Origin of the sequence: Acinetobacter sp. ANC 4216, from assembly GCF_004331195.1 — a bacterium.
Lineage (GTDB): Bacteria > Pseudomonadota > Gammaproteobacteria > Pseudomonadales > Moraxellaceae > Acinetobacter > Acinetobacter kookii.
Map to the genome: position 1 here is coordinate 145,772 of NZ_SJOC01000008.1, position 14,007 is coordinate 159,778.

A 14,007-nucleotide genomic window follows, 5' to 3' on the forward strand; every position below is an offset into this window, starting at 1 on the left:
GTGACGACATCTCTGATGGGTAAACGCCAAGGTGAAAGATAAAAAAATACGACATCCTTTTAAATGACACACCCCATAATTCTTGTTGCTGTTTAGTAAAATTTCTCCCTGAATATGTAAATAAAATGCTTTGTCCTCTCTAGAAAGGCGCTTCCTGTCTTCTCGTGTTCTCATTAATTCCAAGATCAAGCTAAACAGAGATGACCAGCCTTTCATTCTTACTGAAAAAGTATTCGCTTCATATGGCAAATTTCTGCCGAAACAACAGGCGAGGATACGCACAGTGGCGTGTCGCAGACTTAAAAGATGTCTGATTCTCAGACATCTACCATATCTCAAAATAATCCCTTAACAACAAAAAAACATCCTACAATCAATAACAATCCTGCAAAACATTTTTTGAGCATGCTGGGTGATAATGCATGTGCAGCTTTGGCACCTAAACTTGCGGTAAAGAAACTCATTATGCTAATACCCAGAAAAGCATAAACATGAATAAAGCCAATGGTGTTTGGAATCTCAACATGCTGCTGCATGCCAAAGAACATAAAGCCTAATGCACCGGCAATCGCAATTGGTAAACCGCATGCCGCAGATGTTCCGACAGCTTTTTGCATCACTACGCCATTTGCCGTTAAATACGGCACGGTAATGCTTCCGCCGCCAATCCCAAAGATGGCTGACGCCACACCGATGCCTGAACCCGCAGCGATTTGCTTGCCTGTAGATGGTAATGTTTTACTGGGATCAACTGCTTTCTTTGCACCCTTAAACATGCTGTAAGCAACCCAAAGTAAAAATATGCCAACAATAATCTGCAAATGTAGACCTGAGAGCCAGCCTGCAATGCCTGCGCCTGCAAAACAGCCGATTGCCATTGGCAATGCCAGATTTTTAAAGACAGGCCAAATCACGGCATCATTTTTATGATGTGCCATTAAAGAGCTGATAGAGGTCACGATAATGGTGGCCAATGAAGTGCCTAAAGCCAAGTGCATAATCACATCAGGGCTATAGCCCATTTGGCTAAAGACAATATACAGCAATGGCACAATGATAGTACCGCCACCCACACCAAAGAGCCCGGCAGCAAATCCAGCCACGGCGCCGATGACTAAAAAAATGATTAATTCCACGATATAATTACTTAGTTAAGATTTTGATATTCAATAAAAATTTAAACAATTTCCACTTGCCCTACATGGTGATAAGCGCGATTAAAGTACACCAAACTTTCCTCTTGCTGGCTTTGTTGAATCGCCACCACTTTGCAGATAAAAATACTATGCGTTCCCATCTGTTGAATCTGCTCAATTTCGCAATCAAAACTCGCTAATGCATCTTTCAGTACAGGAGAACCCGTTTCCAGTGTTGTCCAAGACCCCAGTTTAAATCGTTCTTCAGAGCTGAATTTGCTGGAAGAAAATGCATTGGAAAGGTTTTCATGCTGTGCGCCTAAAACATTCACAGACAGAATTTTATTCTGAATAAAATGTGCATGTGAGCGAGATGATTGATTCATGCAGACCAACAAGGTCGGTGGTGTATCGGTTACACTGCATACCGCCGATGCAGTAAATCCATGCATGCCTGCTGCGCCCTCTGTCGTGATTACATTCACTGCAGTGGTTAGCAAAGACATTGCATTTCGAAAATCGGTTGCTTCAATCATTTCGTAAATCTCAAATTTGAATTTTGCTTATCTCTAGCTGGAGGCAAGGCGCTTGATTATTCGATTGATCTGAATGATTTAACTGAAAAATAACGCGCCCTTTCCTTATTTTGAGACAGCCCGGAATTAAGCTGTCAGTTCTTGACGCACAATAGCAGCGCCTGCACTTAATGCATTCAGCTTGCCTTGCGCAACTTGACGAGAGAGTGGCGCCATACCACAATTGGTTGAAGGGTAAAGTTTGTCGGCATCGACAAACTGCAGCGCTTTACGTAAGGTATCTGCCACTTCTTCAGGCGTTTCGATCTGATTGGTCGCCACATCAATTGCACCCACCATCACTTTCTTGCCACGAATCAGTTCAATCAAATCCATCGGTACACGTGAGTTTTGACATTCAAGCGATACGATATCAATTTTAGACTGTTGTAATTTCGGGAAAACTTCTTCGTATTGCCGCCATTCCGAACCCAATGTTTTTTTCCAGTCGGTATTGGCTTTAATGCCATAGCCATAGCAAATGTGTACCGCAGTTTCACATTTCAGACCTTCAAGCGCGCGCTCTAAAGTCGCTACGCCCCAATCATTGACTTCATCAAAGAAGACGTTAAATGCAGGTTCATCAAACTGGATGATGTCCACCCCTGCTGCTTCAAGCTCAAGGGCTTCCTGGTTCAGAATTTTGGCAAATTCCCAAGCCAGTTTTTCACGGCTCTTATAATGACCATCGTATAGGGTATCAATCATGGTCATTGGACCCGGCAGCGCCCATTTAATAGCTTGGTTGGTTTGACTGCGTAAAAATTTTGCATCTTCTACAAACACAGGTTGTTTACGAGATACCGCACCCACCACAGATGGCACGCTGGCATCGTAACGCTTACGGATACGTACAGTTTCTCGCTTTTCAAAGTCCACACCTTCAAGGTGTTCAATAAAGGTCGTGACGAAGTGCTGACGGGTTTGTTCACCATCGCTGACAATATCAATACCGGCTTGCAGTTGCTCATGCAATGACAGACTTAAGGCATCCCATTTTGCTTGTAGCAACTCATCACCTTCTAGTTTCCAGGGTGACCAAAGTTTCTCAGGTTCAGCCAGCCAGGAAGGTTTCGGTAAGCTGCCAGCGGTTGAGGTCGGGAGCAGAGTTTTTGGTTGTAAAGGCACCATGTGTAATCTTCTTTCTCTAAATTCGTGGATTGATGCTGTGAATCAGGCAGCTTGCGCTTGATCTGCGTTTGCAACCTTAAAGTTCGCCGCCCACGCATCCAGAATGTCTTTATAAGGTTTGATGAAGTTTTCTTCCGTCCATTTACCTTGTTTCACTGCCAATTGACCACGCTCAACACGGTCGTAGACAATTTGTGTCAACGAAAAATCCTGATAGTTTAAGCTTGGCTGATACACCAAACCTGCTGGTGAATTGGTGTTGTAGATTTCAGGACGATAGATTTTTTGAAAACTTTCCATGGTGCTGATGGCACTGATGAGCTCAAAATCGGTGTAGTCACGGAGCAAGTCGCCTGCAAAATAAAATGCCAGAGGTGCATTGCCATGTTCAGGTTTGAAGTAACGAACGGTTAAGCCCATTTTTTTAAAATAGTCATCGGTACGTGAATATTCGTCATTTTTGTATTCTACGCCTAACACTGGATGCACATGGGCTGTGCGGTAATAGGTTTTGGTGGTCGAAACACTGAGACAAATCACAGGCTGCTTTTTAAACTCGGCTTTAAAGGCTGCTGAATGGACGAGATGCTGATACAATTTACCGTGCAAATCACCAAAGTTTTCAGGTTTTTCATCTGTTTTACAGCCGAGTGACGGTAATACCACACTGAAATCATAATCACGCACATAAGATGAGAAGCTGTTCCCAATCATGCCTTCAATACGTTCATTGGTTTTATGGTCGGTAATGGTGCTTTTCAGCATTTCAATGAACGGGAAAGTTTGCCCCTTGCCTTCAACGTCTAATTCAGCAGAGATGATATCGATTTCAAGTGAATATCGGTCACCTTTCGGATTATCACAGCTGGCCAGACTGTTAAAACGGTTATTGATCATCGCTAAAGTTCTGCGAAGATTCTCTTGACGGCTTTCTCCACGTGCCAAATTGGCAAAGTTTGTGGTTAAACGTGTGTTGTCTGCTGGCTGATAGTTCTCGTCAAAACGGATGCGCTTAATTGAACATGCAAATTTATTACTCATGGAGATTCACTGCCCTAATCTTTTCAATAAAATCAAAATTTCTGTATGCAGTCATTTATACTGGAATCAAAACATGAATAAAAATGATTTAATCTAATTGCAAAGTGAACAAAATTCACTTTCAAGATCTTATGGTATTGGCAAGAGAAACAAGCGAAGCAAAATGACTGCTCCATCTCGGATAGCTTAAGTCAATTCAATCTACATAAAATGCTGGAAAATAAGGATTTAAAATTCGTCTGTTTAAATAATTAAAAAATTATAAATTACAATATCTTAATAAAACATATCAATCAAAAAAGCGTGCAGGTGCGTTTAAAGAAATTGACTTGAAAGCCCATCAATTGAATTCTGTAGGGGACAGAAAAATTTCTCTATAAGACATTTATATGCTGTTGTTTAAATAAGTGACAACACTTATTGCATCACGTCCATAAAAGCAACAATATTGAATTTAACTCATTTTAAGATGAGAAAGTATCAACATATTCAGCCTGTCTAATTGTATCCAAACAGCTGGATATAAGGAAACCCAAACCCTATATGTCGAATAAACATGGTTATCAAAAATGGCTATATCAAAAGGTTATGAAGAAGATCCAGCACATGCATTTAACACAAGCCACAATTTATAGAATTAAGCAGGTTATAAATACAACAGTGTAATCACAGTCCTGCAATACAATAACAAGAATATTGAGGCAGAGGCTCAACTCAAAACATGGGCTATCAACATTTAAAAAGGTAAATGCTTATGATTAATCCAGATAAAGAAACAGATGAAGAAGTAAATGAAGAATTTCCAGAAGAGGAATTAGACCCGCAAGAAAAGCAGGATCGTGAAATTCAGCGTGGTCAGTTAGGCGTAGACAAAGACCCACAGATAAAACGAGACCAAATCCGTCAGGAGCATCAGGATGAAGAGGATCAGAATCTATAGTTTTAAATGAGTTGATTCATCTGAAGAACAAATGAAAGCTTCCTCTTCTTGTAGATAGCTATTTGTCAGATACTGTCTCTATCACCTGCGCTTTAGAATCACTTTGAATACGGCCATCGACCAGATTGATGGTGCGATCACAGGTGGCAGACAGACGTGGATCATGCGTCACCAGCAGTACCGCACAATCCCGTTCACGATGTACTTTACGGAATAATTGAAACATGTCTGCAGCCGTCTGGGTATCCAGATTCCCTGTCGGTTCATCGGCCAATAATAGTGCCGGTTCCGTAATCAGTGCCCGGGCAATCGCCACCCGCTGTTGCTGACCGCCCGAAAGCTCATTCGGTTTACGGTCAGCAAACTGTTCCAGACCGACCGCAGCAAGCAGTTCACGCGCCCGCTCCAGTGCCTGTTTGTCCGGCTTGCCATGTGTCAGCATTAACGGCATGAGTATATTGTTCAAGGCCGTGAAAGCCTGAATAAGATGGTGAAACTGAAACACGAAACCGATACTGTTGCCGCGTAGCGCCGTGCGTCCCGCATCATCCATGCCACTGGTCGGCTGACCCAGCAAATACAGCTCACCGCTGCTGGGTTTATCCAGCAAACCTAAAATATTCAATAAGGTACTTTTGCCTGAACCGGATGGACCAATCAGCGCAGCAAAATCATTGCGTTCAATGCGCAAATCAATTCCATGCAATACTTCAACTTCATTGGGCTGCCCAATATTATAGGATTTACGCAGCGCTTCCAGGCGCAGTACTTCCTGAAACTGATCAGACATGACGAATTGCCTCCACAGGGTCCAGTGCTGCTGCCCGGCGCGAGGGTATCGCAGCAGCCAGCACGCCAGTCAGCGTCGCCAGCAACAAGGCCAGTATCACCAGATTGATCGAAAGCGGAATATAAAACAGACCGGGACCAAAGGTGTTGAATATCCAAACCAGACCATAACTGACCGCACTGCCTAAAACCGAACCCAGCAGGCCAAATATTGCGCCCTGAAACAGGAAAATTCGTAAAATTTGCAACTGGGTCGCGCCCGTCGCACGCAAAATACCGATTTCCCGGGTACGCTGCACCACGCTGACCGACATGACGCTGGCAATTCCAAATGCCACAGAAATTGCCACAAAGATAATAATCATATTGGTCGACAGGCTCTGAGCGGTAATTGCATTCATCAGCTGGGCATTGGTTTTAATCCAGCTTTCGGCTTTTAGTGAGGTCAGGCGTCCTATCTGTGCGGCAATATTGTCTGCCTCAAAAATATCTGCGATGGTCAGGTCAATCACCGTAACGCCGCCAGGCAAACTGAGTAAGGACTGCGCCTGTTTCAAGTCCAGATAAACATAGCGCGCATCCAGTTCGCGTACCCCAAGTTCAAAGATCCCGGCCACATTGACCAGTGCATTGTTCTCCCGCCCCGTATCCAGCCGTAACTTGCTCCCCACCTGCACCCCCAGATCTTTGGCGAGCTGGCTGCCAATTATTACATCGTCTGCACCGATGCGCAGCTGGCCACTCACTAGATATTCTTTCAGCGGGATGATCTGTTGATAACGCTCCAGATTGATACCCACCAAGGCAACCGATTGAATGGCATCGCCGCGTTGCACAAATGCCGGCCCGGATACCACTGGAGATACGGCGGTCAGTACCGGCAACTGATCCAGGGTTTCGGTAATCTGCTGCCAGTTGTTGATCGAGCGCAACCGCTGTGCCCGCTTGTCTTCCTGCAATAATTGCACCGTTCCTGCAGCAGGCTGCACAATCTGGTTGACCTCATCCGGTGACAGCAAACGGATATGGGCCTGAGTACCCAAAGTACGTTCGACAATATTCGACTGCAATCCTTGAATTAAAGCACTGATAAAAATGATGACAGCCACGCCCACTGCGACACCCACAGTAATCATAATGGACTGTGCACGGCCTTCACGCAAAAAACTGATTGCGATTGTCCATTCTGTCCAGAGCCGCCCGAAAAAGTTTTTCAATCGAATTTCACCGGTAATTCATTTTTGCTATCTGTATCATCAGCCTGATGATTCAAGGGTGTTTTTTGCTGTTTTAAGCGTACCCGCGCTCCCTCTGCCAAGGAGGATTCGGCATCGGCCAGCACCTGATCTCCATCCTGCAAACCCGAAACCACTTCCGACATCGCCAGCCCACGTAAACCTAAGGTAACTTGACGACGCTGTATCTTTCCATCACGTACCAATAGCACAACGGCCTTATTGCCTTTAATACTGCTTAAAGCATCGTTTGGTATAGCCAATGCCCGTTCTCGTCTGTTGGTCTCGACATTTACCGACACCGTCATGTCCTGACGCAGAAAATCAGGCACCGGATCGACGGCTAAGCGGACCTCTACCGTACCACGCTGCGGGTCTATGCTGGGTGCAATGAAATTGATCCAGGCCGGAAAAGGTTGATCCGGATAGGCATCGGAAATGACGGTTGCCTTTTGCTGTAAAGCAAGCTGCGGTAAATTTCGCTCATCCAGAGGTACCCGGATTTCTGTATTGCCCTTCAATGCAATAGTAAATAAGGTCTGGCCCGGCTGGATCAGATCGCCTGGTTCCACATCCAGGGTGAGTACCGTACCTGTGACTGTAGAGCGAATTTTAGTTTTGGCCAGTTGGGCTTGGGCCACAGCAAGTTGCTCACGAAGCTTGGCTTCCTCGACTTGACCCGGTGCCAATGCTGCCTTTTTTAGTCGGACTGTTTCAAAATTATTGCGGGCGACCCTTTCCGCTTCCACGGCCTGTTCTATTTCTTCTGCTGAAAGTATGCCTGCTTCTAGATTACGCCTGCGTGCCGCTTCCCGACTGGCCTGTTCGAGCTGGGCTTTGGCTGTAGCCAGTTCTGCCATTGCCTGTGGGCGCCGACTGGTTGCGAGTTCGGTCAGTGCCACTTCGGCTTGTCGTACCTGTGCAAGCAGTTCATCCGACTTGAGAACCAATAGTAAATCCCCCGGAACAACCTGATCCCCTTCCTGCACAAGCCGCTCGAGAACAATACCGGTAATTTCACTACCCACCTGGGCACGTGATACAGTCGCTACTCGGCCGGTCGCGACCACATTCTGCACCAGAGGCTTGTATGTCAAGGTATAGGCTGGCAATAGCGGTCCCTGCCACCAGCGAAACAGAGCATAAGCTACTGCAAGTATGAGCAGCAGGATGATAATCACAAATTTATAGCGAACAACGCGCAATGAATCTCTCCAGTTCAGCTTAAGAGCTTGGTACATCTAACAGTAAATACTGTTGCTCTGTAGAATTGTATGCTTCAACCTGTTATTAACAATAAGTTTTTTTTGAAAAGCCTGATGAATTTAAACTATTAAACTTTGGTCGTGGTCTGTTCATGGTAAATTGTCTAATTCGAATGATTATCCGAATGAGTCGTATAAAATAAATGAAAAAATTGCTCCGTTTATACCTACATTCGCATTCTTGGCTTCTTTTTTTAAATTGATAAAATAATTTATCATAAGCCGAATAACCATCAAAATTCCAGACTGGACAAATTTCGTCCATACTTTTATTTTGCAAAGAGAAAACATCTAAAAAAAACCGTAGGATGTCCTATAGTGAAATTATTGCTTTCAAGCTGCCTTGCGAGCCAGTCAGGGTCAAGCATCTGCTTATCTTGAATACGGTCGGCAATTTAAGATGAAGAGGATGGGCTGGGTTTTAAAGATTGCGGGTGTTGGCCATTTTATTAAGGCTTGGCCTAGCTGCATCAACCCGAACCGGGAGAACTATTCAAAATAAACCGTTATTACCATTGATGGGATTTTCTTATCATACCAGTTATGGCATAGATGCTTATTCAGGGAAAATTAAATACAAAAATAAAGGCCTTACTATAAGTTATTATATAGTAAGGCCTTTTGATTTACCGACTGTTAGAAATTATAGATTGCAACTGCATTTAAACGATTATCTTCACCTGTTTTACTGCCATTTGGTGCAGCCCCAAACGCCTCACGTTCGCCATAAACATATTCAAGACCAAAACTTAAAGGCTTGGTTGGGCTATAGAAAATATTTGCCCATGCTTGCCAGAGGTCTTTATTGGCTGTGGCTGCAACTCCAGGAGCATCCAGATAATTTTGATCTTTATCAAAAGTCATATAGCCATAGCCTAGTGTACCGTGGAGTTTGTCACCAAATTTTTGAGTCACACCAAGCATAATGGAGTCAAATTCGTTTTGTACCAGACTACCATCTGTGTCTACAACCACACCTTTATTGGCAAATGATACAAAGCTGCTGTCCCCTTTCACATGATAGTAATCGGCTTTTAGGGTTGTTCCCGGCACCACATCATACTTGGCACCCGCACCTACGCCCCATGCCATTTCTTCTTCAGAATTGATCCGCTTTTCATGGCCCATGGCACGTACACTGACATTGAAGTTATCTGCAAACTGGTGATTTAAACGTGCAGTGAGTGCAGGTAAACGCTGGCTCACTGTGCTGTCTTTAGGATCTTCGGCAGCCACGACTAAATTGGTTTTTGGATTAAATTTGGCAGTATAACGAACTTGCGGTGTACGTTTTACAGCACCACCGACAAACGCTAAAGCATCAATCGTTTCTGGCATATAATCCGGTACTGCAAAGTTTGACCAGGTTTGACCCATTAACCAGTTGCCATAATTTAAGTAGGCATGACGAATACGCAAGTTATCGAGGTTAGCTCCACCCAGGAAATCCACTTCGATTTTACCTTTGACGTCTTGGTCACCCACAGGGCTTTTGAAATCTAAACCTAAACGTGTTGCAGAAAGCGTTGATCTTAAACGATCACTTTGTTCTGCATTGCCTTCAAGCGGTACGCTGTTAATCTGGTTATACGGCATATCTTTAGCACCGCCTTCTGCCTGATAAGAGGCATCTAAACGCACGTTACCGTATAAATTAAACTCGGCGCCTTTGGCAGTTTTTAATACAGGGTTCGCTGGCACAGTTGCTGCAGTACGTTGTACGTTAGCAATTGCTGTCGCGGTTTGTGCACTTTGTACTTTTTGCTGCTCAACCAAACTGCGCAAAGCCTGAACTTCCTGTCTGAGTTGTTCAATTTCATTTTGCTGCTGGGTTTGTGCTTGCGCTGCAACACTCATACCGCCCATGCTTAATGCAATCATGCTCATCATGAGCGTACGCTGCATATTTGGTCGAACCGTTGTTGTTTGTAAATCAGTTGTTTGGGTTAATGTTTTCGCGTTCATCCTAAACTCGCTTGTTATTTTGCAATCAAATTCTAGCAACAGATCACCATCGCTTACGATGGCAATCTATATCATTGATGACAGTAAATTAATGGAAAGGTAAAGAAATTATTGAGTTGATTTTTGCGCAACTGGATTGTTGTTCGCATTAGACGCTGTAAGCGCTTTCGCATCTACAGAAGCTTTCAGGTTCACCATGAAGATTGCTAACGCCGCAATTACACCGGGAATCGCAATAGCAAAGAAGTTCATTTGATGCGGTAAATTCATGGTTAGCAATGCACCTGTTAATACTGGTCCAACAATGGCACCAATACGGCCAATTCCTGACGCCCATCCCATACCGGTTGAACGTACTGTGGTTGGATAATACTGTGCTACAAAGGTATACAGTAAAATCTGGGAACCAATGGTCGCTGCACCTGCCACAGCAATCAAGCTGTAGAGTACAAACTGCGGGCTGTTAAATCCGAGTAAAATTAACGCTGCTGCACCACATAAAAACATAATGGTCAGTACTTTTTTAATGTGGAAACGATCTGCCAAGGCACCGCCACCAATCGCACCAATCATGCCGCCAATATTGAGGGCAAACAGGAAGATCATACTGGCACCGAGTGAATAGCCGGCCTGGATCATGAGTTTTGGTAACCAGCTGCCTAAGGCATACACCATCAACAGGCACATGAAGAATGCAATCCAGAACATAAAGGTACTGAAACTACGGCCTTGTTGGAATAACGCTTTAAGTGGAGCTTCGTCGCCTTTTAACACGTCATTCAGAACAAATTGCGTACCCTGTTGAATGCTGAGTTGAGGTGCGATTTTCTGGATAATGCCATGCGATTTTGCAGTCTCATTTTTCGCAGTTAAATACATCAACGATTCAGGCAGGAACATCCAGATTACCGGCAAAAGTAATAATGGCGTACCGGCAAGAAGGAACATGATTTTCCAGCCAAACTGCGGTACCAACCATGCACCCAATAATGCAGAGGACATTCCACCAATCGCATAACCACTAAACATCAGGGCAACCAGCGTGCTGCGGATACGTTTTGGTGCATATTCGGTCATGAGGGCGACCACGTTTGGCATCACGCCGCCAATTCCCAAACCGGCCAGGAAGCGCAGAATACCGAACTCAGTCGGGTTGCTGGCAAAAGCACCTAAAAAGGTAAAGCCACTGAACAGTGTTACACAGATCATAATGGTTTTTTTACGGCCAATTTTATCGGACAGGGTTCCGAAACTCATGGCACCGAACATCATGCCAAACAATGCGGTACTGGCCAGTAAACCCGCCTGTACGGTATTGAGCGCCCATTCCTGCATGAGCAAGGGTAGCGCCACGCCATAAATCACCAGATCATAACCGTCAAAGATAATGATCATCAGGCACCAGAATAAGACGCCCCAATGAAATGGTGTAAATTTTGCTTCATCAATGAGTGTATTGATATTTATCTTATTGGACATGCTTCACCTCCTTTCTGTGAAGTCCTGTTTGTGCCATCACAATGCAGAAGATGAGAAAAAATGTCCAAAACCGATTGCATATATATTCATACCTTAAAAGTTGAATGCCCATTGTTTGGAGTGGGTGCAATACTTTAAAGATATCTTCACAAGGTCTAATTCAGCCTGAGTGCTGCTTTAGTCATTCTTTTTTTTAAAAAATACAGAACCCTCACCTCCTTGAGGATGCGTCTGCATAATTGGATGCCGCTGAAAATTTTGAGTTAATCCAGCCCGAATTTACGATGAATGACAGCCGAGGTTCAGATTACACTGCGGTCATAAGCAATCGCTTCCAGGTCATAAACCTGATAAATACAGTCAAACAGCGAACGGATATGTTCGCTTTCATCCATGCTGCGAATCGCCAGAAAGATGGGACTGACCGCGGCATCATCCAGTAAGGGAATATAATGCAGATGCGGTAACTGAATGGTTTTGGCGCTTTCCGGGACAATACAAATCCCTTCCCCGGCAGCCACCAGTCCCAGAGCCAGCTGGATTTCACGCACTTCCTTCAAGTTTGTCGGGTCCAGGCTATATTCTGAAAACAGCGATCTGACCTGGGTAGAAAAATTCGGTTTGGGATGGCTCGGATACAGAAACAGGTTTTCGTCAACAATATCTGTCAGGAAAATTCCCTTTTTATGTTGTACAAGTGGATGGCTGGAATGCATGGCGACCATCAGCGGCTCTTCACGCAACAGGATGCGCCGAACCGCCGGGTCGGAAATTCTGAGACGACCAAAACCGACATCAATCCGCCCTTCTTTCAAGGCCTGAATCTGGTCTTTGGTGCTCATTTCAATCAGTTCGATTTTTAAATGCGGCTGCTGCTGGCGGAATAGATAGACAATTTTGGGTAATAAGCCATAGAGCAAAGAACCCACAAAACCCATGGTAATGGTCTTTTCTACCATTCCTACCCGCTGGGTCATGGCTTTAATTTCTTCTGCATTAGACAAAAGTTTAACCGCATGCTGATAAAAGAATTGCCCGGCTTCAGTGGTTAATAATGGTCGGCTACCCCGCTCAAAAAGCTGGATTCCCAGCTCTGATTCAAGGTTCTGTATCTGCCGGCTTAAAGGTGGTTGAGCAATAAACAGTTTTTCCGCCGCCTTGGTGAAACTCTGCTCTTCTACGACGGCCACAAAGTAGCGTAAATGTCTCAGTTCCATGATATTCCATACCTTTAAAGCATACTAAAATGCAAAATTGATCTTAGACAGTGAGTATCTATTCTTTTAAGGTATATCACAAGAGATACACAAAGCAAGATTGAGAAGCTCAAAGATGTATAAATCCATAGAAACGTTGCTTGTCGAAATTCCTACCATTCGCCCACACAAGATGGCGGTGGCGACGATGCAGACCCAAACACTGGTACTGGTAAAAATCAGCACAGAAGATGGTTTTGTCGGTTGGGGTGAAGCAACAACCATTGGTGGACTAGGCTACGGTGACGAAAGCCCGGAGAGCATCAAAACCAATATCGATACTTATTTTGCGCCTCTATTAAAAAGTTTAACAGGGCTAAATGTTGCGCAAACTGTACAGACTTTAAAAAAGCATATCAATGGCAACCGTTTTGCCAAATGTGCCATTCAAACAGCTTTACTCGATATTCAGGCACAGCGTCTCGGTATTCCTGTAAGTGAACTGCTTGGCGGTCGTTTGCGTGACAGCGTGCCGGTACTTTGGGTATTGGCATCTGGCGATACCGATAAAGATATTGCTGAAGCGAAGAAAATGATTGAGGCCAAACGCCATAACATTTTCAAGTTAAAAATCGGTTCACGTGCGGTCGAAGCTGACGTTGAGCATGTACTGGCCATTAAAAAGGCGCTAGGCAAAGACATTTCTATTCGCGTAGATGTGAACCGCGCCTGGTCAGAGCTACAAGCGGTTAAAGCCATTCAGCTGTTGCAAGATGGCGGTGTTGACCTGATTGAGCAACCTTGTGCAATTGACAACATTGATGCCATGCAGCGCCTGACCCGTAAATTTGACATTGCCATTATGGCCGATGAATCGCTAATGGGACCTCAAAGTGCATATCAGCTTGCCAAGTGCAACGCGGCATCGGTATTTGCTGTCAAAGTCGCGCAGTCTGGTGGACTGATGGAAGGCTGCGTGGTGGGAAAAATCGCCCAATTGGCTGGAATTGACCTGTATGGCGGCACCATGCTGGAAGGTCCTGTGGGCACGATTGCATCTGCACATGTCTTCTCGACTTTCGAAAACCTGGCATATGGCACAGAGCTGTTTGGCCCTCTGCTACTTACTGAACAAATTTTAAAGACCCCGCTTCAATATCAGAATTTTCAGCTTGCCCTTCCTAAAGGTGCTGGTTTGGGTATCGAGCTGGATGAAGACAAGATTGACAACTTACGTCGTCACTAATTGAAGAGA

At 44.6% G+C, this 14,007-nt stretch carries 12 protein-coding genes; 2 read left to right on the forward strand and 10 right to left on the reverse strand.

What is annotated here, in order from left to right:
- Positions 1–335: 335 nt before the first annotated feature.
- The 4 genes from E0H88_RS08350 to E0H88_RS08365 form a co-directional block, all read right to left on the reverse strand.
- A complete protein-coding gene (locus E0H88_RS08350) occupies positions 336–1,136 on the reverse strand; it encodes a sulfite exporter TauE/SafE family protein (protein WP_131273816.1) in 801 nt (266 codons plus the stop codon).
- Between the two features lie 41 nt (positions 1,137–1,177).
- Positions 1,178–1,672 carry a flavin reductase gene (locus E0H88_RS08355; RefSeq protein ID WP_131273817.1) on the reverse strand — a complete coding sequence of 165 codons (495 nt, stop codon included), beginning with the start codon at positions 1,670–1,672 and terminating at the stop codon, positions 1,178–1,180.
- Positions 1,673–1,798: 126 nt separating this feature from the next.
- Entirely contained in the window at positions 1,799–2,842 is a 1,044-nt protein-coding gene (locus tag E0H88_RS08360; protein ID WP_131273818.1) for a methionine synthase, read from the reverse strand.
- A 42-nt stretch (positions 2,843–2,884) separates the two neighbouring features.
- Complete coding sequence (locus E0H88_RS08365; protein ID WP_131273819.1) at positions 2,885–3,883, reverse strand: putative oxygenase MesX; 999 nt, start codon at positions 3,881–3,883, stop codon at positions 2,885–2,887.
- A gap of 754 nt (positions 3,884–4,637) precedes the next feature.
- Between E0H88_RS08365 and E0H88_RS08370 the strand changes: the two genes are divergently transcribed.
- Positions 4,638–4,823, forward strand: a complete 186-nt coding sequence (locus E0H88_RS08370; RefSeq protein ID WP_092819592.1) for a hypothetical protein — start codon at positions 4,638–4,640, stop codon at positions 4,821–4,823.
- 58 nt (positions 4,824–4,881) lie between these two features.
- Here the strand turns inward: E0H88_RS08370 and E0H88_RS08375 are convergent, their stop codons facing one another.
- The 6 genes from E0H88_RS08375 to E0H88_RS08400 form a co-directional block, all read right to left on the reverse strand.
- Positions 4,882–5,613 carry an ABC transporter ATP-binding protein gene (locus E0H88_RS08375; RefSeq protein ID WP_131273820.1) on the reverse strand — a complete coding sequence of 244 codons (732 nt, stop codon included), beginning with the start codon at positions 5,611–5,613 and terminating at the stop codon, positions 4,882–4,884.
- The gene (locus E0H88_RS08380; RefSeq protein WP_131273821.1) at positions 5,606–6,829 is read right to left on the reverse strand and encodes an ABC transporter permease; all 1,224 of its coding nucleotides are present in this window, start codon (positions 6,827–6,829) and stop codon (positions 5,606–5,608) included. The genes E0H88_RS08375 and E0H88_RS08380 overlap by 8 nt, the downstream gene beginning before the upstream one ends.
- Positions 6,826–8,052, reverse strand: coding sequence for an efflux RND transporter periplasmic adaptor subunit (locus E0H88_RS08385; protein ID WP_131273822.1), 1,227 nt, complete (start codon positions 8,050–8,052; stop codon positions 6,826–6,828). Before E0H88_RS08385 ends, E0H88_RS08380 begins: the two co-directional genes overlap by 4 nt.
- A gap of 696 nt (positions 8,053–8,748) precedes the next feature.
- On the reverse strand, positions 8,749–10,017 hold the full coding sequence (locus E0H88_RS08390) for a DcaP family trimeric outer membrane transporter (RefSeq protein ID WP_131273845.1): 1,269 nt from the start codon (positions 10,015–10,017) through the stop codon (positions 8,749–8,751).
- Positions 10,018–10,185: 168 nt separating this feature from the next.
- Complete coding sequence (locus E0H88_RS08395; protein WP_131273823.1) at positions 10,186–11,556, reverse strand: aromatic acid/H+ symport family MFS transporter; 1,371 nt, start codon at positions 11,554–11,556, stop codon at positions 10,186–10,188.
- Between the two features lie 302 nt (positions 11,557–11,858).
- Entirely contained in the window at positions 11,859–12,773 is a 915-nt protein-coding gene (locus tag E0H88_RS08400; RefSeq protein ID WP_131273824.1) for a LysR family transcriptional regulator, read from the reverse strand.
- A gap of 115 nt (positions 12,774–12,888) precedes the next feature.
- On the opposite strand from E0H88_RS08400, the gene E0H88_RS08405 reads away from it, so the two are divergent.
- On the forward strand, positions 12,889–13,998 hold the full coding sequence (locus E0H88_RS08405) for a muconate/chloromuconate family cycloisomerase (RefSeq protein ID WP_131273825.1): 1,110 nt from the start codon (positions 12,889–12,891) through the stop codon (positions 13,996–13,998).
- The last annotated feature ends 9 nt before the right edge of the window (positions 13,999–14,007 follow it).

Excerpts from the sequence above, each read along its gene's own strand:
- E0H88_RS08370 (WP_092819592.1), top strand. The coding sequence starts at position 4,638 with ATGATTAATCCAGATAAAGAAACAGATGAAGAAGTAAATGAAGAATTT.
- E0H88_RS08360 (WP_131273818.1), bottom strand. The coding sequence starts at position 2,842 with ATGGTGCCTTTACAACCAAAAACTCTGCTCCCGACCTCAACCGCTGGC.
- E0H88_RS08395 (WP_131273823.1), bottom strand. The coding sequence starts at position 11,556 with ATGTCCAATAAGATAAATATCAATACACTCATTGATGAAGCAAAATTT.
- E0H88_RS08355 (WP_131273817.1), bottom strand. The coding sequence starts at position 1,672 with ATGATTGAAGCAACCGATTTTCGAAATGCAATGTCTTTGCTAACCACT.
- E0H88_RS08375 (WP_131273820.1), bottom strand. The coding sequence starts at position 5,613 with ATGTCTGATCAGTTTCAGGAAGTACTGCGCCTGGAAGCGCTGCGTAAA.
- E0H88_RS08405 (WP_131273825.1), top strand. The coding sequence starts at position 12,889 with ATGTATAAATCCATAGAAACGTTGCTTGTCGAAATTCCTACCATTCGC.
- E0H88_RS08400 (WP_131273824.1), bottom strand. The coding sequence starts at position 12,773 with ATGGAACTGAGACATTTACGCTACTTTGTGGCCGTCGTAGAAGAGCAG.
- E0H88_RS08390 (WP_131273845.1), bottom strand. The coding sequence starts at position 10,017 with ATGCAGCGTACGCTCATGATGAGCATGATTGCATTAAGCATGGGCGGT.
- E0H88_RS08365 (WP_131273819.1), bottom strand. The coding sequence starts at position 3,883 with ATGAGTAATAAATTTGCATGTTCAATTAAGCGCATCCGTTTTGACGAG.